This is a genomic window from Hyalangium minutum, assembly GCF_000737315.1.
Lineage (GTDB): Bacteria > Myxococcota > Myxococcia > Myxococcales > Myxococcaceae > Hyalangium > Hyalangium minutum.
Map to the genome: position 1 here is coordinate 229382 of NZ_JMCB01000015.1, position 21920 is coordinate 251301.

General features: G+C 68.6%; 18 protein-coding genes. 9 read left to right on the plus strand and 9 right to left on the minus strand.

Going from position 1 to position 21920, the window contains the following annotated elements; translation table 11 throughout:
- Positions 1–77: 77 nt before the first annotated feature.
- A complete protein-coding gene (locus DB31_RS33215; RefSeq protein ID WP_044195297.1) occupies positions 78–722 on the minus strand; it encodes an SRPBCC family protein in 645 nt (214 codons plus the stop codon).
- A 477-nt stretch (positions 723–1199) separates the two neighbouring features.
- On the opposite strand from DB31_RS33215, the gene DB31_RS33220 reads away from it, so the two are divergent.
- The 3 genes from DB31_RS33220 to DB31_RS33230 are packed head-to-tail and all read left to right on the plus strand — an operon-like array spanning position 1200 to position 5463.
- Complete coding sequence (locus DB31_RS33220; protein ID WP_240486995.1) at positions 1200–3098, plus strand: hypothetical protein; 1899 nt, start codon at positions 1200–1202, stop codon at positions 3096–3098.
- A gap of 13 nt (positions 3099–3111) precedes the next feature.
- Positions 3112–4194: a hypothetical protein gene (locus DB31_RS33225; protein WP_052420451.1), complete on the plus strand. Its 1083-nt coding sequence runs from the start codon at positions 3112–3114 to the stop codon at positions 4192–4194.
- Positions 4195–4239: 45 nt separating this feature from the next.
- Positions 4240–5463, plus strand: coding sequence for a c-type cytochrome (locus tag DB31_RS33230; protein ID WP_044195303.1), 1224 nt, complete (start codon positions 4240–4242; stop codon positions 5461–5463).
- A gap of 57 nt (positions 5464–5520) precedes the next feature.
- Here DB31_RS33230 and DB31_RS33235 read toward each other — a convergent pair whose 3' ends face one another.
- Genes DB31_RS33235 through DB31_RS33260 form a run of 6 tightly spaced genes read right to left on the minus strand, consistent with a single transcriptional unit; the run spans position 5521 to position 11919 of the window.
- The gene (locus DB31_RS33235) at positions 5521–6618 is read right to left on the minus strand and encodes an NAD(P)/FAD-dependent oxidoreductase (protein WP_338034346.1); all 1098 of its coding nucleotides are present in this window, start codon (positions 6616–6618) and stop codon (positions 5521–5523) included.
- 5 nt (positions 6619–6623) lie between these two features.
- Complete coding sequence (locus DB31_RS33240) at positions 6624–7223, minus strand: isoprenylcysteine carboxyl methyltransferase family protein (RefSeq protein ID WP_044195309.1); 600 nt, start codon at positions 7221–7223, stop codon at positions 6624–6626.
- Positions 7220–8764 (minus strand): aminopeptidase P family protein, encoded by a 1545-nt coding sequence (locus DB31_RS33245; RefSeq protein ID WP_044195311.1) that lies wholly within the window; start codon positions 8762–8764, stop codon positions 7220–7222. Before DB31_RS33245 ends, DB31_RS33240 begins: the two co-directional genes overlap by 4 nt.
- Before the next feature lie 43 nt (positions 8765–8807).
- Positions 8808–9563, minus strand: coding sequence for a 16S rRNA (uracil(1498)-N(3))-methyltransferase (locus tag DB31_RS33250; protein ID WP_044195313.1), 756 nt, complete (start codon positions 9561–9563; stop codon positions 8808–8810).
- 18 nt (positions 9564–9581) lie between these two features.
- Positions 9582–10553, minus strand: a complete 972-nt coding sequence (locus tag DB31_RS33255) for a HEAT repeat domain-containing protein (RefSeq protein ID WP_044195316.1) — start codon at positions 10551–10553, stop codon at positions 9582–9584.
- Positions 10554–10572: 19 nt separating this feature from the next.
- Entirely contained in the window at positions 10573–11919 is a 1347-nt protein-coding gene (locus DB31_RS33260) for a hypothetical protein (RefSeq protein WP_157232296.1), read from the minus strand.
- Positions 11920–12065: 146 nt separating this feature from the next.
- Here DB31_RS33260 and DB31_RS33265 point away from each other — a divergent pair, with 146 nt between their 5' ends.
- Positions 12066–13241 carry a tRNA-uridine aminocarboxypropyltransferase gene (locus tag DB31_RS33265; RefSeq protein ID WP_044195322.1) on the plus strand — a complete coding sequence of 392 codons (1176 nt, stop codon included), beginning with the start codon at positions 12066–12068 and terminating at the stop codon, positions 13239–13241.
- A 12-nt stretch (positions 13242–13253) separates the two neighbouring features.
- On the opposite strand, the gene DB31_RS33270 is transcribed toward DB31_RS33265, so the two are convergent.
- The gene (locus DB31_RS33270; protein WP_044195325.1) at positions 13254–14339 is read right to left on the minus strand and encodes an acyltransferase family protein; all 1086 of its coding nucleotides are present in this window, start codon (positions 14337–14339) and stop codon (positions 13254–13256) included.
- Between the two features lie 138 nt (positions 14340–14477).
- Between DB31_RS33270 and DB31_RS33275 the strand changes: the two genes are divergently transcribed.
- Both DB31_RS33275 and DB31_RS33280 read left to right on the plus strand, forming a co-directional pair.
- Positions 14478–15575: a cytochrome-c peroxidase gene (locus tag DB31_RS33275; protein WP_044195328.1), complete on the plus strand. Its 1098-nt coding sequence runs from the start codon at positions 14478–14480 to the stop codon at positions 15573–15575.
- A 41-nt stretch (positions 15576–15616) separates the two neighbouring features.
- The gene (locus DB31_RS33280) at positions 15617–16018 is read left to right on the plus strand and encodes a hypothetical protein (protein WP_044195331.1); all 402 of its coding nucleotides are present in this window, start codon (positions 15617–15619) and stop codon (positions 16016–16018) included.
- 16 nt (positions 16019–16034) lie between these two features.
- On the opposite strand, the gene DB31_RS45450 is transcribed toward DB31_RS33280, so the two are convergent.
- A complete protein-coding gene (locus DB31_RS45450; RefSeq protein ID WP_157232297.1) occupies positions 16035–16589 on the minus strand; it encodes a hemerythrin domain-containing protein in 555 nt (184 codons plus the stop codon).
- Between the two features lie 149 nt (positions 16590–16738).
- Between DB31_RS45450 and DB31_RS33290 the strand changes: the two genes are divergently transcribed.
- The 3 genes from DB31_RS33290 to agmC form a co-directional block, all read left to right on the plus strand.
- Positions 16739–17038 carry a hypothetical protein gene (locus tag DB31_RS33290; RefSeq protein ID WP_044195334.1) on the plus strand — a complete coding sequence of 100 codons (300 nt, stop codon included), beginning with the start codon at positions 16739–16741 and terminating at the stop codon, positions 17036–17038.
- A gap of 293 nt (positions 17039–17331) precedes the next feature.
- Positions 17332–19239 carry an OmpA family protein gene (locus tag DB31_RS33295; protein WP_044195336.1) on the plus strand — a complete coding sequence of 636 codons (1908 nt, stop codon included), beginning with the start codon at positions 17332–17334 and terminating at the stop codon, positions 19237–19239.
- 18 nt (positions 19240–19257) lie between these two features.
- Positions 19258–21920 (plus strand): adventurous gliding motility protein AgmC (agmC, locus tag DB31_RS33300; RefSeq protein WP_044195337.1); only part of this gene is annotated, 2663 nt, incomplete at its 3' end.

Sequence of the window (21920 nt, forward strand, 5' to 3'; positions counted from 1 at the left end):
TGTACGGCGGGTTTCGGCGGAGGGGCTACTGGCAGAGTGCCGACGGCGCCGACGGATCCGCCTGCTCGGAGGGCTGGCTAGGGTGCCGGAGCCGTGGCGGTGCTGGCCGGCGGTGCCTCGGGGAGGGCAGGGGGCGCGACTGCGGCGTCCGTTGCCACCTTCTCCGCCAGGGCCTTCTCCTCGGCGCGCTTCTTCGCCTCGGTCTCCGCCGCCGCCTTCAGGTTCGCCAGCCCCGCCTCGAAGTCCTTCCCGATCGCCTGATCCATGTTCACGAACAGCGAGAAGGCTTTGACGATGAACCCGTTGCGGCCCTCCATCCGCCACGACACGGTGACGCCGCTGCCCTCGGGCGTGAAGGTGAACGTGGTGGTGTTCTGAGCCTCGAAGGGCCGGAGGAACTCGAGCCGGATGCGAATCTGCTCCGCGGGCTTGCTCTCCAGAATGGTCATCCGGCCCGCCCCCACCTCTTTGCCGTCCCACTCATACATCGCGTCCAGGCCCGTATCCGCGCCAGTGAAGGTGCGCGTCATGGCCGGATCCAACTTCTCCCACGGAGACCAGACGGCCCAGCGGTGGAAGTCGTTCACCATCGCGAAGGGGATGGCCGCCGGGGCCTGGATCGTGGCCGAGCGCTGCACGCTGAACGCAGCCGGGCGGGTGGAGATGAAGCCGGCCAGCGCCACGACGGCGACGGCCAGACCGAGGAGGATCTTCTGGATCATGGTGAGCCCCTGTTTTGTCGAGCGGCTCCTACCTATGGAGCCGGGTGCGTCATACGGGAAGTAGTAGGTAGGGCTCAAGCCCGTGCGAGCGGAGCCTGGCTGCTCGGCGGAGGATGGACGGACTCGGATCAGGGAGGGGCGCTTGGGCGCGCTGGGGCTTCGCTGCGGTGCGGCAAGGCAAGGGTGATCACGGGCAGGTTTCTCGTTCCGGACGCTGGCTTGCGGTAGCGTTCACGAACCGGCTATGTTCGTCGGCCAAAAGATCAACCCCGGAGTTACGTGTAGCGATGCATGAGCAGTGCGTTGGGGGGCCACGCCACCTCGCTCGCAGGGCTGCTCATCCACTGCGCTATCACGCGGCACTCCTTCACGTGCGCGAAGTCCAATAAGCCCCTTGCCCCTTAGCGTGCCATTGGTTCTGCCCCCATGATGACCCGGTCGACAGTTCTGCCAGGTGCACTCAGTGCACTCCTCCTGATGCCCTTGTTGTCGTCGTGCAACCTCATTGACGTCACGGGGGACGAGAACTCCAACTCGGGCCGTGGCGCCAAGGTGTTTGATCCGTACCAGGCCGCCGCCTCGGGGGCGATCAAGCTCAGCCTGCAGATGCTCAACGGCTGCGCCTTCACGCCCAACGCGGGGTTCGTCGCGAAGAACTCGCTGAACATCCCCTACCCGGACCTCTGCCCGAACATGGACCGTGCGGCGCTCTTCGCCGACTCCACAGGGCCGCTGGATCCCGCCTACGTTCCGGCCAAGGGCAAGCTGGAGCTGCTGGCGAACACCACCTACTTCCTCAACCAGTTCTCCATCACGGACGTCATCACCGACCGGCACAAGAACCCGTCGGACCTCTCGGAGTTCGTGAAGTGGCTGAAGACGGAGACCCACTTCGCGAAGCTGGACTGGCGCAACCTGGGCCAGGTGTCCAACGAGTGGGAGTACGCGGAGGCCTTCCCGGGCCTGTTCGATGACGACGCGTGGAACCGGGAGGTGCTCTTCGACAACGCCAACTGGCAGCGCGTCACGGACGACACCTTCAAGATCGAGGTGCTCGACTCGGGCGGCGTCGTGCGCTCCGAGCAGACGTACTCCCGCTCCGAGTTCCTGGTGGAGTCGCCGTACCCGGGCCACTCGCGCGTCGCGTGGAAGATGGAGAACGTGGCGCCGCCGCTGTCGCCGCAGGATGTGACGCCGCGTCCGGTGCAGGGCCTGCCGGGCAATCTGCCGCTGACGCCCACGTTCCGCTCCTTCATGCGCATGGAGATGGTGGGCAGCACCAACCCGTTCAAGACGCTCTCCATCGGCAACCTGCAGGGCGACGGTGCGATCCGCGTGACGTGGAGCCAGCTGCCGGAGGATCCGTTCTACTTCCCGGTGAGCTTCGTGCAGCAGACGGACGTGCAGGCCACGTGCACCGACGATCAGGGCACCCCCAAGCAGTGCGGCTTCGGCCTGGCGCCGGGCCTGTCCATGGTCGCTCCCCCCAACGGCACCTTCTACAAGCCGGGCGAGACGGTGAACATGTTCGTCGAGTACCGCGACGAGGAGGGCAACCGGCTGCACGGGCCGGATCTGCTGCCGAGCTCCGAGGAGACCTTTACCGGAAAGGCCAATGGCCTGCTCAGCGTGAACCCCGGCCTGGTCCAGGCGACGCGCGAGGCGGATGCCGGCCCCGTGGTTCTTGTCGCCGGTCCGCTGCAGGACATGCGCGTCCACAGCGATGTGATCGGTGAGCGGCCGTTCTTCCCGCAGGAGTCTCCCAAGGCGCTCATCTCCGAGCTCGCCTCGTTCCACCTGTACCCCACCCTGTATCAGTCCCATACGCCCACGCGCGTGAGCGTCAAGCTGCCGGTGGACGCCAAGCCGGGCACGTACGTGGCCTACGTCAAGGGCTCGCGCTACTTCCTGGGTGAGCGCGTCTCACGCCTCAAGGCGTTCTTCTTCCAGGTGGGCCAGGATCAGCTGACGTCGTACCCGGGCCGGGTGGGCAACTGCCAGATCTGCCACCGCGGCGTGCTCTCGCTGGACAACCTGCGTCACGGTCTGTCGGTGGATCACATCGAAGGTTGCAAGGCGTGCCACGGCTTCGCCAACGACATCATCTACCGGCCGCAGGAGACCATTCACAAGATCCACATGCGCTCGAAGAAGTACCCGGCGAACAAGAACGAGTGCAACATCTGCCACTTGACCAAGGAGAGCGCGACGCGGCCGAGCATTGTGCTGTGTAAGTCGTGCCACCCGTCGACGCACGACAACGAGTACTTCGCCACCCAGTTCAACGCGCGCACCGAGCCCAACCGCCACTCCAACTGCGCTCAGGCCTGCCACGGTGCGCAGACGCCCAAGAGCCACATCCTCCCTGAGAACTGAGAGCCGGCCAGCCATGTACAGAGCCATCCGTTACGGAACCCTCTTTGGAGCCCTCCTGCTCGGCGCCGGCTGTGGGAACAATTCCAGCGCGCCGGCTGAGTCCAGCTTCATCCCCCGGCCGAAGATTGTGGCAGCCGAGGCGATGTCCGACTCGCTCAACTCGGTGCGGTTGACGGGGTACACGTGGGACCCCGAGGCCTTCTTCACGAGCTTCGTGGAGTGCACCCAGAAGTGCCTCCCGCCGATCCCCGCCTTGCCGCCCATGTTGCTGGACAACAACCCGTTGTTCCTGCGCTCGGTGGTGCAGGGGTCGAAGGTGACCCTGCTGGATCGCTCGGGAAGCGCGAGCCCGCTGCCCACGGTGGACTCGGATCCATTGGGGAGCTGGGTGCTGCCCAAGGTCCCGATCCGGGACGAGCTCTACTATCCCTCCACCACGGGCGAGGGGGAGCTGCCCACGTTCAACTATTTCCCCCCGCTGACGCCGTTGCCGCCGGCCGACTACGCCCCGACGGTGTCGCTGCGTCCCGTCTCGACGGCGGACGCGGATGGGTGCTGGGGCATCGAGGCCAGCCAGCTGAGCACCACGGGTATCCTGCAGGCGATCGCCAAGTACCTGTCGTCCAAGGGGACCGCCACCACCGTCGCGAACCTGTACGGCAATGGCAATCGGTACGAGGGGGTGACGGTGTTCTGGCTGTACAACCCGGGCTTCTCCTCGCTGCGAGGGCCTGGGGCGGGCACCACGGTGGAGGCCTCGAGGGGCCAGGTGCTCAACGTGGAGTGGGCGCCTCCGGGCGTGCTGCCTCCTCCTCTGTCGGATCTGCAGTCGCAGCGTGGCTTCTTCGTGGCGGAGGGCGCTCCGGTCAGCAGCCTGGGCATCGTTGCGGTGCTGGTTCCGAAGGGCTCGACGGACCCGGTGACGTACAAGTTCAAGGATCCGACGACGGACGCGGCCTCGGGCCGGCCGTGGAAGTACCCGGATATGACCGTGGCGCCGACGTCTGAGGCCGTCACCTTTGGCGGAATCCAGCTCCGGTTCGCCACGGGCACGGCCTCTCCGCCCGAGCGGGTGGCCTGCCGTCCCAAGCAGTGAGTGCCGTGTCGTCCCTCGTCCTGTCTCGCGTGAGAGCCGAATCGAATGCTACGAAAGATCTTGAAGGGCCTGGGTGCGCTGGTAGGGCTGATCATCCTGGGTGTCGTAGGCTTGGTGGGCTACGTGAACCACAAGGTGGGCAAGACCTACGACGTCCCGCTGCCCAACATTCAGCGCGCCACCTCGCCGGAGGCGCTGGCCCGCGGTGAGATGATTTATCACTCGATCTGCGCGGAGTGCCACGCGCCGGCGGGTGAGACCCAGGCCATGGGCGCCCCGCTGCTGGACTATCCGCCCGAGCTGGGCACGTTCCACTCGGCGAACATCACCTCGGATCCTGTGGCCGGTGTCGGCAACATGAAGGACGAGGAGATCGCCCGGATGATCATCTACTCGATCAACCGCGAGGGGAAGGCGCGGCTGATGCCGGCCTTCTACGGGATGTCGGACGAGGATGTGGCGGCGGTGATCGGCTACATGCGCTCGGATCGCCCCGAGTTCGCGCCCTCGCCCAAGAAGGCGCCGCCGTCGGAGCCCGCGTTCGGGGGCAAGGCCGTCATGGCGCTCGTCGCTGGCATCCGGTCGGAGCCGAGGGCGTCCGTGAAGGCGCCGCCCAAGGGGCCCTCGGTGGAGTATGGCAAGTACCTGGCGGTGGGCGTCTATGACTGCGTCATGTGCCACACGGTCGGTTTCGGCTCGTCGGACACGAAGCTGAAGGATCCGGGCCTGTTCGCCGGCGGCTTCGAGTTCGACCTGAAGGCGTATGGCGGCCAGGGCTTCATGTACTCGCCGAACATCACCCCGCATGAGACGCAGGGCATTGGCAAGTGGAACCTGGAGCAGTTCAAGCTGTCGCTCACCCAGGGCGTCACCCCGGATGGCTACATCCTGCGCAAGCCGATGCCGCGCTACCGCTACCTCGATGATGTGGAGATCGCGGCCATGTTCGCGTACCTGAAGGGCGTCCCCGCGGTCGCGACGCCGAAGGTGGCGCACGAGGCGGTGCCCCGTCCCAAGGCGGACAAGGCGGCCGACCCCGAGAAGCTCTTCAGCAGCCTGGGCTGCTCGTACTGCCACGGGCCGAACGGGCAGTTCCGCGATCGGCTGAAGCAGGCCATGGGGAAGCAGCCCGAGGATGTGGCGAAGTGGATCCGCAACCCGGAGAGCTTCAAGCCGGGCACGCAGATGCCGACCTTCGCGACGCTGCTCGACGAGACCCAGGCGCTCGATCTGGCGAAGTGGGTGCAGGCCAAGAACGGCACCCCGTAGGACTGGCGGCCTCCCAGGGAGGGCCCGGAGCGAACCTCTGGGCCGCCTCCGGGAGGCTCAGCCCGTGACGAAGTTGACGAGCCTCTCGAAGACGGCCGGGGCCCGGGCCAGCCCGCGGATGACGCGGGCGCGCAGCGAAGGATGGCGGGCCAGGGCCAGTATCAGCTTCACGGAGAGCGCGTAGCGGCGGTAGTGCCCCGCGATGGCGTGCTCGTACGGCAGGAGCGAGGCCTGTGAGGCGCCCCGGGCGAGCACCTCGGGGAGCAGGTGGCCCAGGGCGCTCGCGCCGCGCAGTGCCAGGGTGAGTCCCTCCCCGGTGATGGCGTCCACGTAGCCCGCGGCATCTCCCACCAGCACGAAGCGATCGAGGATCCGTCCGCGCACCTGGCGCAGGAAGGGGCCGGCTCCGCGTGGGTGAGAGTCCGGCTCCGCGCCCTCCAGCTGCTTCTGCAGCGCGGGGAAGCGGCTCAGCAGGGAGGGGAAGGAGATGGGCCCGTCGACCTTGCCGTGCTCCCAGAGGAAGGCCACACCCACGCGCTCCGAGCCCGAGGGCGTCACGTAGGCCTCCAGGCCTGGGGCGAGGTGGATGTCCACGAACTGGGACCAGGGCGCGAGCCGGAAGTGCTGGCGCAGGCCGAAGCGCCGGGCCGCTTGGGGCTTCACGGGCTGATCGAGCCCCTGGGCGTGCCGCAGCGGCGAGGCCAGTCCATCCGCGGCCACCAGGAGCCGGGCCTCCACCGTGTCTCCAGCGGCGGTGGTGAGCTGGACGTGCTTGGGCGTGCGGAGCACCTGGGCCACGCCGCAGCGATCCCGAAGCTCGACGCCGGCCTCCCGCGCGGTGCGAGTGAGGGCTGCCGCGAGGGCCGTGCGGCGGATGGCGAGCCCGGGGGCGGGGGTGAAGCGGCCGGAGACCTCGCTCCCATCCTCCTGGATGTAGCGGATGCCCAGCATGGGGGTGCAGTCCGCGGGGGTGAGGTACTGGCGGGCGCCGAGAGCCTCCAGCTCGCGCAGGCCCGGGGGCGTGAGGCCCTCGCCGCAGGCCTTGTCGGCGGGCAGGGCCTGGCGATCGAAGACGATGGTGGAGAAGCCACGGCGGGCGGCGTGGATGGCCACGGCGAGCCCGGCGGGCCCTCCGCCCACGATGGCGACGTCCACGGGGCTCACGGAGGGGGAGACGCCGTGTCCGGGCGGGAGGCGGTGGGCAGGAAGCGCGGCCGCTGGGAGAACGCCTGCTGGTACTCGGCACCGAGCGCCTGCTCCTCGGCGCGGATTCGCACGGAGAGCAGCGCCGCGTTGCCCAGGGAGAAGAGGAGGGCGGTGAGGTAGCCGCCGTGGATGAGCGGCAGGCAGAGGAACTCGAGGATGACGGCCACGTAGTTGGGGTGACGGATGAAGCGGTAGGGGCCGCTCGTCACCGGCGTGTCGCCCGGGACGAAGATGATGCGGGTGTTCCACCGCTCGCCCAGCGTGGAGATGGCCCAGTAGCGCAAGAGCTGCGAGGCGAGGGCCCCGGCGAACGCGGCATACCCCAGCGCGCCGGGGAAGGGCCGCTGCAGCGCGAGCGGCTCCACGACACAGGCCACGAGGAAGGCCGTGTGGAACAGGACCATGACGCGGAAGTGGCCCTGGCCTACCTCGCGGCCTCCCCGCTCGAGCGCCCTCCGCGCATTGCGGCGCGAGAGGACGAGCTCGTACAGGCGCTCGGCGCCGACCAGCCCCAGGAAGACGTAGTAGGCGGCGAGCGTAGGCGCCTCACTCATTTCCGGGCCTTGGCCCACACGCGCTTCATCCAGGCCTCGACGTCCTTCGCCGTGCGGGGGATGGCGCCGGAGAGCACCTTGCAGCCGCGGGCGGTGACGACGATGTCATCCTCGATGCGCACGCCAATGCCTCGGTAGCGCGCGGGCACCGTCAGGTCATCCGTCTGGAAGTAGAGGCCGGGCTCCACCGTGAGCACCATGCCGGCCTGGAGCTTGCCGTACTTGTAGACCTCCTGGCGCGCCTGGGCGCAGTCGTGCACGTCCAGGCCCAGCATGTGGCTGACGTTGTGCAGCGAGTAGCGCTTGTAGAACTGGTGCTCGTCCTTCAGCGCCTCCTCGGCGTTGGGGAGGATGCCCAGCTTCTGCAGGCCGTGGGCGAGCACGCGCATGGCCACGCGGTTGGGCTCCATGAAGTCGTTGCCCGGCTTCACGGCCTTGATGGCCTGCTCCTGGGCCTCGAGCACCAGCTCGTAGATCTCCCGCTGCTCTTTGGAGAACTTGCCGGAGACGGGGAGGGTGCGGGTGATGTCGGCGGTGTAGAGACTGTGGGCCTCGACACCGGCGTCCAGCAGGAGCAGCTCGCCCTTTTTCACCGGGCCGTCGTTGCGCGTCCAGTGGAGCACGCACGCGTGCGAGCCAGCGGCGGCGATGGTGCCGTAGCCCACGTCATTGCCCTCCACGCGGGCGCGCAGGTTGAAGACGCCCTCCACCTCGCGCTCGCTCTTGGCGGACTTGAGGTTGCGGATGACGTCCTCGAAGCCGCGCTGGGTGGAGTCGATGGCGGCCTGCAGCTCGCGCAGCTCCTGGGCGTCCTTGAGCAGGCGCATCTCCGAGAGGAACTGGGCCAGCTCCTTGTCCCGCTCGGCCTGGGCCAGCTCCTTGTCCCGCTCGGCCTGGGCAGGCAGCACGTCGTCCACCTTGGCGGAGAAGCTGCGCAGCACGCGGGAGGGCCGGGACACGGCGCCGTGGAGCCCGCTGAGGTAGCTGGGCAGCTCGGGAAGGCCGCGCGCCTCGTCCACGCCGTAGCGGGTCTGGCTCTCCTTCACTCCGAGCCGGGGGCCTACCCACAGCTCGCCCTTGTTGCGATCGGTGAAGAAGGTGGCGTCGCTGCGGCCCGGGTTGGGCTCGACGAAGAGGATGTCCGTGTGGCCGCCGCCCTCCTTGGGCTGGAGCACGAGGACGCAGTCCGGTTCGGTGTTGCCGGTGAGGTAGTAGAAGTCCGTGCCCGGGCGGAAGCGGTAGTAGGTGTCGTTGGCGCGCACCTTCTCGTGGCCGGTGGGGATGACGAGCGTCTCACCGGGGAAGCGCTGGGAGAGGGCCTTGCGACGGGCGCGGAAGGAGTCCGCGTGCTTGAGCTTGGGAGGAAGCTTCCGGTGGGCGGGCTTCCAGCGCTTCATCATGAAGTCGAGCAGCGCGGGAGGCGGCACGGTGTCGTGGCCGGCGGGCTTGGCAGCCTGGGGCTCGGAGGTGACGGGCTGGGCAGGCTGGGCAGCAGCCTCGGCGGCGGCGTTCTGGGCGGCGGCTTCGGACTGGGTCGTCATAGGTGGGCAACTCTTCATCAACCGCGAGTGTGGCTTCAAGCCCTCAACGGCCAGAAGGGGGTGAGATGTTCTCTCGGAGAAGTGCCACTTGCCCCAGGAGCACGGGAACGGCTGTTTCTACCCGGAGGATGCGTGGGCCGAGAGTGAAGGGGTGGAAGCCGTGGGCTTCGAGCAGCTCGGCCTCGAAGGGGACCCAGCCGCCGTCCGGGCCGATGGCCAGCACCACCCGGGGGGCGGAGGACACGCCGAGGGTGGCCAGCGGCTGGCGGGCCGGAGGGTGGGGGAGCAGCCGGAGGGCTTCCCGGCCGAAGAGGGAGCCCAGCTCGTCCTCGACAAAGGGGCGGAAGCGCTCGCGGACGAGCACTTCGGGGAGGTGGGTGTCCCGGGCCTGTTCGAGCCCCTGGAGGAGGAGTTCCTGGAGGAAGGCGGGGGCGAGGACCTTGGAGTCGAAGTAGCTCTTCTCGACGCGGGCGGCGTTGACAAGCACCACGCGATCCACGCCCAGCGAAGCCACCGCGGGCAGCACCTTCTTGAGGGCCTTGGGGCGGGGGATGGCGAGCAGCAGGTCCACACCGGCGCGGGCCGGTGGCGGATCGGCGAGGGCGACGCGGAGGTGGAGGAGGCCCTCGGTGTTCTCCAGGACTTCGCCCGTTCCGGTGAGGCCCCCGAGCCGGCCCACGCGCAGCGTTTCGCCGGGTTCGGCGCGGAGCACCTCGCGGGCGTGTTGGGCTCGGCGCCCGGTGAGGCGGGCGCTGCCGTCAGGCTGGAAGTCCTCGTCGAGGAGCAGGAGCAGGTTCACGCCAGATCCTTGGGATGGTCAGTGGAGTTTGCGCAGTGCGGCCACGGCGTCATCAAAGACCTTGGCGAAGACCGGATCATCTGCGGGACGGCGCTTTTCGAGGAGCGGGATGTCCTCGGGGCGTCCTACCAGCCCGAGCACGACTGCCGCAGGTAAGGCGCTGCCCATGGAAGGGAGAGCGACGAGGCGCTGTGCCACGACCCTCAGCCTGGCGCGTGCATGCTCCGGTAAGGCAGGGATAAATCGTTTTCGGTCTCCCAACAACAGGCTGAACAGGCGCTCACAGTAATACGCGGTGTCACCATCCTGGCTTTGCGCCTGCTCGCTCACGGAGTCAGCCGTGGCAACGAACGCGGGCAAGAGGAGCAGTAGCGAAGCGGGAACATCCTCCTCAAGCACGACGAGGACTTGCGTTTTATTGTCGATGGGAATCGATGCATCGCGAGCCCATGTATCCAAAGCTTCCGGAGACTTCTCCAACAAGACCAACAACCCATGGAGGTCATTGGGTTCTGGTAGGGTGCGTGTCTCCAGGCTCCGCCGCAGGATGGGGATCAGATCTGGGTGGCGCTGTCGCCAGAGCGCACGTGCCAGCTCATTCACGTCCGGAATCTCGGGCTTGCTGGACGCCAGTCGCTCCAGCTTTCGAACGAGCGACGCTCGCGCGCGAGTGCCTTTGATACGTCCCAGCGCCCGGACAATGTCCTCCACGACGGCCCCACTGCCATGATCCCCTCGGGCTTCTTCAACGGCGAGCTGTTGTTCCAACCGACTAGCGCTGGCGGGGCCACCGAGCTCACCCAGCCCAAACGCAGCCGCTTGTCGTACGAGCGACTCCGAGTCGCCTAGCATGGTTTCTAGAACGGTCCGTATCTGCCGAGGTCCTGCTCCCAGTTGGGCCACCAGTTCTCGCACGCGGGCCTCGTTACCCCACCTGAACTCCTGGACCAGCTCTTCCTGGATGCGTGCCAAGTCGATCTTGGTGGACATGTCGATTTCACATCTCTTCCTAGGGGAACTTCACCCCGGCGGGCACGTACCTTCTCACCAAGGTCCCGTCGAGCAGGTACAGCTCATGGATGGCCTTCGGATCCGCCCGTTGCATGGCTTCGAAAGCTGCCAACTCTCGTTTCAGATCACGTACGTTGGAGACATAGTTGGTGTTGTGCCGCACGCCATCAGGCCTCAGGGAGGACGCGTCGGGCCTCCGGAAGCGGGGACCATCGGCTGATTCTGAATCAAAGCGGGGCCTGTTCTTGGCATCCACTTGCGCCTTGTTCTTCCGAAGCTGGGAGTGCCCTGCTGCCTCTCGGGCCGCCAACTCTTCTTCGATGGTCTCGTTGTGAGGGGGATTCGACCGGGTGTGAGGAGGCCCATAGCGGGTGGACAGCTCCGTCGCGCACAGGGCCAGCCCACCGCACATCCGCGCCGCGGCCTCGCCCGCCGCTACGCCGCCGAGGATGAGGCTGCCATCCGCTACCACCCTGGCTGTGGCTGCGGCTTCGACGGCCAAGCCTCCTTCCACGGCGTATGAAGGTGGGCCTAGCAGGGCACCCAGTCCTCCCGGAGGCACTGTCGGGGCAGTCTTGGCCACTCCCATGCTGGCCACCATCACCAGTACTCGCAGCATTGTCCCTCCCACCGACTTGCCGAAGTGCTCCGAGGCTGTTTCCAGCTCCTTCTCGGAGCGGGCGGCCTCGGACTCGCGGTAGAGCCGCAGGCACGCCAGCGCCAGGTTCGCCACCTCGATCATCCCCACCGTAAGGGCCAGGGCCGCTGTCAGCGTCACCGCGAAGGCCTTGGAGAAGAACGGCTCGGGGTTCAGCCACGCCCCCAGGTACACGGCCACTGACAGGCACACGCTGGTCAGGAACACGGGTGAGCTGAACAACTCCCGAGCGGCCGCACGGACCCCAGGGCCCATGTAGTGGGGGGACCGCTTCAACGCCTCGTAGAGGCGGCTGTGTGCCCACGTCTCTGGCAGAGGCAATAGGGCACTTCCGAAGCGCGACAGGAACCGCTCGCGCAGGTGTCGCTCCCAGCCCTGGCCGTCCGCCTCGTTCAGCAGCCTGAGTCCTGATGATGGGAGGACTCGGATCTCTGGCCGCTCAGCCAGCACGGCCGCGTGGAAGACCGTGAGTACCGATTGGGCCTCCTCCACGCTCAGCGTTTCGAGCGCCGGGTCGAAGGCTATCGGCTCGAAGGAGAGCCGGACCCTGCCCCCAGAGAGTGGGCTGGGCTTCACGAGCCTGGGCGCTGCCGCTCGAAGGGTGTCCGTATGGGACGTGGCACATGCCGCCGGGAGGACGAGGAAGCAGAGGAGGGCGAGCCGCGTCGGCAAGGGAAGTCCGCTCACACGCCCAGCATGCCTCAACTCCTCGAAGACGTGCCGTATGCAGGCCTCCAGGCGCCTTCCTCGCTCGAAGCAGCCGAGCGAGGGAGCAGGGTGGTCCGCTCGTGTGTCTGCTTGCCGCTCGGGTCCACCTGCCGTAAAGCGGGGGCGTGCGTCCCGTCTGCCTGCGCTGCCGCCGTCCCGAGGCTACGTGCTACTGCGCGCGTCTGCCGCGCCTGGAGACCCGTACGCGCGTCGTCTTCCTCCAGCACCCCCGCGAGCGCCGCGTAGCCATCGGCACTGCCCGCATGGCCCACCTCTCGCTCCCCAACTCCGAGCTCCACATCGGCGTGGACTTCACCGGCCACCGCCGCCTGGAAGAGCTCGCGGCCCACTCCGAGCGCGTCGCCGTGCTCTTCCCCGGCCCCGGCGCCATGACGCTCGAGGAGGCCCGCGCCCATCCGCCCGAGTCGCTCATCGTCGTGGACGGCACCTGGCCCCTGGCCAAGAAGGTCGTGAAGACCAACCCGCTCCTGGCCAGCCTGCCGCGCATCGGCTTCACCCCGCGCCGCCCCAGCAACTACCGCATCCGCGCCGAGCCCGCAGACCACTGCGTCTCCACTATCGAGGCCGTCGTCGAGGTGCTCGGCGCCCTGGAGGGCGGAGACACCTCGCGCTTCGATGCCATGCTCCAGCCCTTCGAGTTCATGGTGGACACCCAGCTCGAGAGCCAGTCCCATCGCGACGATCCACCCCGCCGCCGCATCTTCAAGGCGCCCTGGCGTCCACCCTTGGAGCTGCGCTCGCTGGCCGACGAGCTCCCCCAGCTCGTGCTCCTGTACGCCGAGGCCAACGCCCACCCCGCCGAGGAGGGCATCCCTCCCGAATTGGTCCACCTCGTGGCCTGCCGCGTCGCCACGAATGAGCGCTTCGAGGCCCTGCTCGCCCCCCGTCAGCCGCTGGCCCGCAGCACGCCGCTGCACACGGAACTCCCTGAGGAGTCCCTCCGCGCGGGCGAGGACCGGGACCAGGCCCTGGCCCGCTTCGAGGCGTTCCTGCGCCCCGATGACGTGCTCGCCGTCTGGACCACCTACGCCCTGGATCTGCTCTGGCGCGATGGCGTCTCCCGCCGCGACGCCACGAACATCCGCCTCGCCACCGCTCGCGCGCTGAAGGGCAAGGCCGGAGGCGTGGAGCAGGCCGTGTCCGCCCTCAACGCCCAGCTCCCCGAGCGCTGGGCTCCCGGACGCGCGGGCCGCCGCATCCAGGCCCTGGAGGCCGTGGTTCGCGAGCTCATCCATCGCGGACAGGCCTTGCAGCCGCCTCTCAAGAAGAGCGGCTCCTGACCGGAGTCCTCCTCAGACGCGCTGGCTGCGGCCGAACGAAGTCCCCACAGTCGTCGCCGCGGGCCGCCACGGGAACGTGAGCCTGCGCAGCCGCCGCAGCAAGCGCGCCACCGCGTAGCAGGCCGCGAGCAGCCCCAGCCCGGCGAGCAGCGCGGGAACCAGCTCGAGCGTAGGGCCCACCCGGTCGGACAGGCCCGGCGTCCCCGCCCAGCCGTACACCACGGGCAGGTGGAGCAGGTACACCCAGAGCGACAGCAGGCCCAAGGGCGCCAGCAGCCGGGTGAGCCGCACCGGCGCGAAGTTCGCCACGGCCAGCACGATCAGCCCCTGTCCCACGCGGAAGGCCACGAGCCATGCGCTCGTGGGAGCCCAATCCGCGGGGAGCTTCAGCGTGGCCCCCAGCATCCCCGCGCCCAGCGCCGCGAGCACCACGCCCTGAGGCCACCCCGGCCGCAGCATGCGCAGCAGCCAGGCCAACAGCGAGCCCACGAAGAAGTAGCTGGCCCACGGGAAGAGCGTGAACTGGCTCCCGTCCATCCCCGTGGCTTGCCGCAGGGCGATGGGCAGGTTCGGCCCGAATTGCCACACCGCCGGGCTCGCCAGCACGATGCCCACCGCCAGCACCCCGAGCACCAGCGTCCGGATCCGGCTCCCCCGCGCGAGCGAGAGCACGGTGGCCCCCACCAGCAAACTCGCGCCAATGCACTGGAGCGCATCGAACGCGAAGAGCTGGGCCATGAGCGCCTCGCTCCAGCCCAGCGCCTGGACGGCCTCCCAGCCTGGCCAGCGCAGCAGGTAGCCCAGGAAGATCAACAGGAGCGCTCGCCGCACGAGCCGCCCATAGATGCCCCGCGAGCCCTCCGTGCGGCGATCCATCGCGGCCACCACCGCCCAGCCGCTCACCAGCAGGAAGAGGGGCGCGGTGAGGCCACGCAGCGACCAGTAGTGCTGCACCCACTCGTTCTCGCGAGCGCTCGGAGACAGCAGGGCATGCAGCGTGTGGCCTATCACCATCGCCAGCACGGCGAAGCCGCGCGCCGCATCCAGCGCGGGATGGCGAGGAGGAGGCCGCAAGCTGAAGGAGCCCGAGAGAGGCACGCACGGATCAGCATAAGGGCGGCCCCCGCTCAAGCCCAGAATCCGGCCTGACAGGCGTACAGGGACTGTCAGTGTGGGTTCTCTCTACAGGCTTGTGGTGGGACGCGAAGGTGGGGGGCCGCTGGTAAGGTGCACGCCATGAAGGCGCCCTCTCGCCTCCAGCACTGCCTTGGACGCGCCATCGCCCTCTGGGGGGTGCTCGGGGCGTTGGCGCTGCGGGCGATGGCCTCGTCACCCGAGCCCGTGAAGGCCCCCCCGCCACAACCGGAGCCTCTGCCCTACGAGAAGCTGGTGGCGCCCTTCCAGCCGCCCCCCGCCGTGAGCAGCGCGCCCGCCCCCGAGGACACCGAGGCCCGCATTGCCCTGGGGCGGCTGCTCTTCTTCGACGCGCGGCTCTCCAAGAACCACGACGTCTCCTGCAACACCTGCCACGATCTGGCCACCAACGGGGCGGATCACCAGCCACTCTCCCAGGGGCATCAGAAGCGGAAGGGCCGGCGCAACTCGCCCACCGTCTACAATGTCGGCGGCTACATCGCCCAGTTCTGGGACGGCCGAGCGCCCACCCTGGAGGTCCAGGCGGAGGGGCCCCTCTTCGATGAAGACGAGATGGCCATGCCGGACGACCGGCGCGTCCTGGCGACGCTCACCTCCATGCCGGAGTACGTGAAGCGCTTCCAGGCGGCCTTCCCGGGCGAGAAGAAGCCCGTCACGCTGAGCAACCTCACGCGGTCCCTCGCGGCCTTCCAGCGCCAGCTCACCACCCGCTCCCGCTTCGATCGATTCCTCGCGGGCCAGCGGGAGGCGCTCACCGAGCAAGAGCGCCGCGGGCTGGAGCTCTTCGTCACCGCTGGCTGCGTCACCTGCCATAACGGGCCCGCGGTGGGCGGCACCTCTCTCCAGAAGCTGGGGCTCGTGGAGGCGTTCCCAAAGATTGCGGACCTCGGCCGGTACGAGGTGACGCGGGAGGAGGAGGACCGGATGAAGTTTCGCGTCCCCACGCTGCGCAACGTGGAGAAGACGGCGCCCTACCTTCATGACGGCTCCGTGGCGCAGCTGGACGAGATGGTTCGCGTCATGGCCCGGTACCAGCTCGGCAAGACGCTGAGCCCGGAGCAGGTGGAGTCGCTGGTGGCCTTCCTGCGCAGCCTCACCGGCGAGCTGCCCGCGCGCTACGCCGCCCCGCCCGAGCTCCCCAAGAGCACGCGCAAGACGCCCAAGCCCGACCCCACGTGAAGGGCAGTGCACGCTGCGCCCGCCGGTAGTAAGAGCGGGGCATGAACTTCCTGTTCCAGGCCCACTCCGGCCTCCGCTACCTGGTCCTGCTCACGGGTGTCGTCTCCCTGGCCTACTTCGTGTCCGGCCTCGCCACGAAGCGCCCGGTGGACAAGGGCGTTCGCATCCTCGGCGCCGCCTTCACCGGCCTGCTCGATCTGCAGATCCTCCTCGGCATCGGCATGGTTGCCTTGGGGCGCTTCTATCCGCAGCTCATCGGCCACATCGTGATGATGCTGCTGGCCGCCACGGTCACCCACGTGCTGCTCGTGGTGAACCGCAAGCGCCCCAACCCCGGCTACGTGCTCCCGGCGGTGGCCGTCGCGGTGGCCTTGGCGCTCATCTTCGGCGGCATCATGGCCATTGGCCGGGGCGTGCTCACCCACACCACCCCCGTGAGCTGAGGCGCGAGTCCGGACGTCAGTTCAGCAGATCCCGGCCGCGGAGCACCTCCGTGGCCAGCTCCTCGAGCGCCTCCGGCGGGAGGCACGTGCGCACCAGGGGGAACAGGTACTGCTCCTCCAGGTGGAGGTGGACCTCCATCAGGAGCATCAGCTGTTGGCTGCCCCGGGCCAGGGACTCGGCCAGCTCGCCGTAGCGCTCCGGCGAGTCCCGCAGCGTCAGCCACAGGGGCACCAGCTTGCTCAGGGCCTGCTCGATGGCCTCGTGCTGCAGCTTCATCCCCCACAGGTGCCGCATCATCTCCGTGGAGATCGTCGTGGTGAACAGGCGGGGCAGGAGGGCGAAGTCCTCGGCCTCGAAGTGCTGCGGCAGCCGCTGGGTGAAGTAGCGGGCCACGCGCGCCGCGGTCCCCGAGAGCTCCGCCGGAGTGGCTCCCTGCGCATGGCCCAGCCGGAGGGCCAGCGCGGTGAAGTGCCGGATGCGCTGCTGGCTCGCGAGCAGGAGCTGGAGCACATCCCTCTGCTCGGTCCGGGACTTGTCAGCGGAAGGGGGCAGGGGTGGGGAAAAGTGCATGGCTCGTGGGGCTGATCCAGACGTAATCACGCCTTCTCAGAACCGCTACTGTAAGCCATGACTCCCAGTGGCTTCTATGTCCGGAAGGCCACCCGGAGTGTCCAGCCGGCGGCAGGCTCGTGTGGGCGGGGTTGCTATCGTCTCCGAGCATGAGTGAGGACTCGGAACTGCCCCTGGCCAACGCGGGCCGCGAGAAGCATGCACGGGAGTTGTTTCCCTACCGTGAGCAGACTCCCGAGGAGTATGCCGCTCGCCACTTCCACGAGTGGATGACATTCTCCTTCGACGATTTCCGCTACTCGGACCCGGAGCTGGATGCCTGGATCGCACGGCTGGGGCAGATCTTCTTCAAGCGCCCGGGAGCGCCGTCGATCGAAGAGCTCCGCGCGCGGTTCCTGACGCCTCAGGAGCTCGAGGCCATCCACGAGCGGGAGCAAGAGGCGTTCTGATCAGGGACTCGGGTGGTGGGCCAGCCACGCTCCGGCCCCCGTTCCCTTGAGCCTGCGCACATCGGCGCAGGATGCAGTACCTCTCGGAGAGGGACCCCTCGTCTGGATCCACTTCACACGGTAGGGACACCTGGCGTCCTGATCCGTAGGCCTCCGCGAGGCTGGGTGACGACGCACCCGGTCATCCCGGCACCCCGCCTCACTGGGAAGTGTTGGAGTCTCTCGCACTCGTGGCAAGCTGAGGAGTGGCCCCGCCCCTCCAGGGCCTGCTCCCAGCGTAGGAAGACGACGACATGACCGAAGCCACACCGCTCGCCAGCCCGTCGGCCGCAGCGCCCCGATGCGCGCGCCCCCGGTGCTCCCCGTTCGCGCTGGCGCGTCCCCTGGTGATCGCCTCGTTGCTGATCAGTGTCAGCGCGCTCGCGCAGCCTCAGACGCTGCCCAAGCTCGAGCTGGAGCGACTCACGCTCAACCCCAATGGGGCCGGCTCGCTGCTGGTGGGCACCGGTGAGGTGCTGAACGCGGGCGGCTACCGCTTCTCCTTCACCGGGCACTACCAGCATGATCCGCTCGCCCTCTACCGCGATGGCGAGAAGCAGGGCTCGCTGGTGAAGGGCCGCGTCACCGGCCACCTGTCGGCCGCCTACGCCCTCTTCAACTGGCTGGAGCTCTCCGCCCAGGTGCCCGTGCTGCTGACGCAGAGCGGGGATGATCTCACGCAGTTCATCCCCGAGCAGCCCTCCACGGGGCCGGGGCTCGGCACTCCCTACCTGGGCGTGCGCTTCGGCCTGCTGTCCCAGGAGGATGAGCAGCCCGTGGATCTCTCGCTGGGGGCTCAGGTGGGCCTGCCGGTGGGCAGCGCCTCAGCGCTGGCGAAGGATGGCTCTCCGCGCATCATCCCGAGCGTGATGGTGGGCCGGCGGTTCGGCTCACTGCGGGCCGGCCTGGACGCGGGCATCGTGGTGCGCTCCGTCTCCACGCTCGTGGAGGACTTCAACATTCAGGACGAGGTGGGGAGCGAGCTGCGCCTCGGCGGCGTGCTGGCCACCACGGGCGAGGGGATCCGCGGCGAGCTGAACCTCATTGGCTCCGTGCCCTTCTCCCGCTCGGGCGGAACCCTGGAGGCGCTGGCGGGCGCGCGGCTGCCGATGAGCTCGAAGATCGAGGCCTACGGACTGGCGGGCGTGGCCGTGGGCGAGGCTCCCGGCACTCCCACCTTCCGCGCGCTGCTGGGCGTGGCTTATGGGCACACGCCGCCCCGGTGCGTGGCCGGCGGCAAGCACACGGCCGAGGAGTGCCCGGATCTGGATGACGACAACGACGGGGTGAAGAACGCCCTCGACACGTGCCAGGGCCAGAGCGGCCGGGTGGATGCGCAGGGCTGCCCGGTGAAGGACGTGGATGGCGACGGCGTGGTGGATCCGGACGACAAGTGCGTGACGGTGCCGGGCCTGGCGCAGTTCCAGGGCTGCCCGGACACGGACAAGGATGGCATCGAGGACACGGCGGACAAGTGCCCGCAGGTGCCCGGTGTGGCGCAGTTCCAGGGCTGCCCGGACACGGACAAGGACGGCATCGAGGACGCGGCGGACAAGTGCCCGCAGGTGCCCGGCGTGGCGCAGTTCCAGGGCTGCCCGGACACGGACAAGGACGGCATCGAGGACGCGGCGGACGCCTGCCCGACGGAGCCCGGTATCGCCGAGCTGAAGGGCTGCCCGGCCAAGGACACGGATGGTGACACGCTGGCGGATCACCGCGACAACTGCCCGACGGAGCCCGGCCCGGTGGACAACCAGGGCTGCCCGGTGAAGGAGAAGCAGATCGTCGCCATCCAGAAGGATCGCCTGGAGATCAAGGACAAGGTCTACTTCGACACCGACAAGGCGACGATCCAGCGCCGCAGCTTCAAGCTGCTGGATCAGATCGCCAAGGTCATCATCGAGCACCCGGAGCTGGAGAAGGTCTGGATCGAGGGCCACTCGGACGAGCGAGGCAGCAACATGTACAACACCGAGCTGTCTCAGCGCCGCGCAGAGGCGGTGCGTGAGTACCTCATCAAGAAGGGTGTGGCGCCGGGGCGCCTGGATGCGAAGGGCATGGGCCGTTCGAGGCCTGTCGCGCCGAACACCACGGAAGCGGGCCGGGCGGCCAACCGCCGGGTCGAATTCCTCACCACACCGCGCGAGGGCGCGCAGCCGTAGGCGCGGGGGACTTCACACATGAAGAACGCATCTTCGAGGAACTTCATCCGCACCGCGCTGCTCGCGGTGGTCCTGTGCGCGCTGCCCGCGCTCGCGGGCGAGGACATCTACGGCGTCGGCCTGGGGACGGACGGTGCGTTCTCCGTGGGCGCGGGCAACGTCGTCATCAACCGGCATGCCATCCTCCGGACGTCGGTGTCCGCAGGCGCCATGTTCATCGACGTCACCCCGATCACCGCCCCCCCCGCTCCGGCCTGGTCCATCGCCCAGAATGATCTGGTGATGATCCTCCAGAGTACGGGGATTCAGCCGGAGCCCATCTCTGGCACTGCGGGACCTACCGATATCTCCACGAATGTCGTGGGGCGTTGGGAGCTGGCGAAGGTGGGCACGATCGCCGGTAACAGGCTGAACCTGACGCAGCCGCTGCTCAACGGCTACACGGCCAACCACACCCAGATCGTCCGCGTGCCGCAGTACACCAATGTCACGGCGAGCGGGACCGGCGTCATCGTGGCCCGCCCGTGGGATGGACAGACCGGTGGCGTCATCGCCTTCCTGGCGACGGGGACGGTGACCGTCAACACCTCCATCGATGCCACGAGCCTCGGCTTCCGGGGAGGGCAGTTCACGCAGGACACCTCCAGCGCGACGTCCTGCTCGGGCTTGGATCAGCTTCCCAACGCGGGGGCGCAGAAGGGCGAGGGCGTCGTCTACTCGCGGTACGCCTCGAGCTGGGCCACGGGGTATGGCCGCCTGGCCAACGGTGGCGGCGGCGGTATCTGCACGAGGTCCGGTGGTGGCGGCGGCGGCAACGCGGGCGCCGGCGGCAATGGCGGCAACAGCCAGGAGGGCAATCCCGTGGGCGGCCAGGGTGGCACGGCGATGATCTACTCGTCGCTCACGCGCCTGATCCCGGGCGGTGGCGGCGGACCGGGCCACATCAAGGGGTCCACGACCGCAGCAGGAGGGCAGGGCGGAGGCATCATTTTCATCCGCGCGAACCGGCTCGCCGGCTCGGGTACCATTCTGGCGGACGGCTTCTTCTCCGAGGACGTCACCACGGGAGATGGAGCGGGCGGTGGCGGCGCGGGCGGCAACATCCACATGCGCTTCACGGGGACGGCGGACTGCAACCCCTCGCGCGTTCACGCCTGGGGCGGCAAGGGCGGGAGCACGACGGCGACCAACGCGGGGCCGGGTGGTGGTGGTGGTGGTGGCCGGATCCTCTTCCAGGCCTGCAACGGCGGCAATTGCGTGTTGAACAACTCCTCCGTCAACGGAGGCACTGGGGGCCTCACGGGCTTTGGGTTGGCCAACGGTGCGACCGCGGGTGCGCCCGGTGCCCTCACCGTGCTGCCCGACTGCTACTCGCCGCTGGCCGCGCCGGTGGTAGTGGCTCCGGCCAACGGTTCCAGCACCAACAACTCCCGGCCGGTCTACTCGGGCACCCTCGCGTTGCCCATCCCGACGGGCACGGAGATCATCATCTACGTGGACAACGTCGAGGTGGGGCGCGTGGCTCCCGATTCGGCGGGCAACTGGAGCTTCACGCAGCCCACCAACCTGACCACGGGATCGCACTCGGTGTACGCCGTGGCGGTCAACACCTCGCAGAACCTTCAGAGCATCCCGAGCAACACCAACACGTTCACGGTGGACCTCACGCCTCCGGCTGCACCGGTGGTGACGGCTCCGGCCAACGGGGCGACGACCAACAGCACACCGACGTACACGGGCACCGCCGAGCCCAACAGCACCGTGACGGTGATCGTGGACGGCAACCCGGTGGGCACCGTGGTGGCGAATGGCTCTGGGGCCTGGAGCTTGCCGCAGCCGACGGCGCTGACGGATGCCATGCACACGGTGAGGGCTACGGCGACGGACGCGGCGGGTAACACCGGCCCGTCGTCAGCGACCCACACGTTCACGGTGGACACCACGCCTCCGGCCGCGCCGGTGGTGGTGACGCCGGTCAACGGGTCGAGGACCAACAACAACAGGCCGACGTATACGGGCACGGCCGAGCCGGGCATCAGCGTGACGGTGATCGTGGATGGCAACCCGGTGGGCATCGTGACGGCGGATGCCTCGGGGAACTGGAGCTTCACGCAGCCGACGGCGCTGACGGATGCCTCGCACACGGTGAGGGCCACCGCGACGGACACGGCGGGCAATACCAGCCCGTCGTCGGCGACCCACACGTTCACGGTGGACACCACGCCTCCAGCCGCGCCGGTGGTGACGGCCCCGGCCAACGGGTCGAGGACCAACAACAACAGGCCGACGTACACGGGCACGGCCGAGCCTAACAGTACGGTGACGGTGATTGTGGACGGCACCTCGGTGGGCACGGTGGTGGCGGACGGCTCAGGGAACTGGAGCTTGCTGCAGCCGACGGCGCTGACGGATGCCTCGCACACGGTGAGGGCCACCGCGATGGACGCGGCGGGTAACACCAGCGTGTCGTCGGCGACCCACACGTTCATCGTGGACACCACGCCTCCAGCCGCGCCGGTGGTGACGGCCCCGGCCAACGGGTCGAGGACCAACAACAACAGGCCGACGTACACGGGCACGGCGGAGCCCAACAGCACGGTGACGGTGATCGTGGACGGCAACCCGGTGGGCACGGCGGTGGCGGACGGCTCGGGGAACTGGAGCTTGCCGCAGCCGACGGC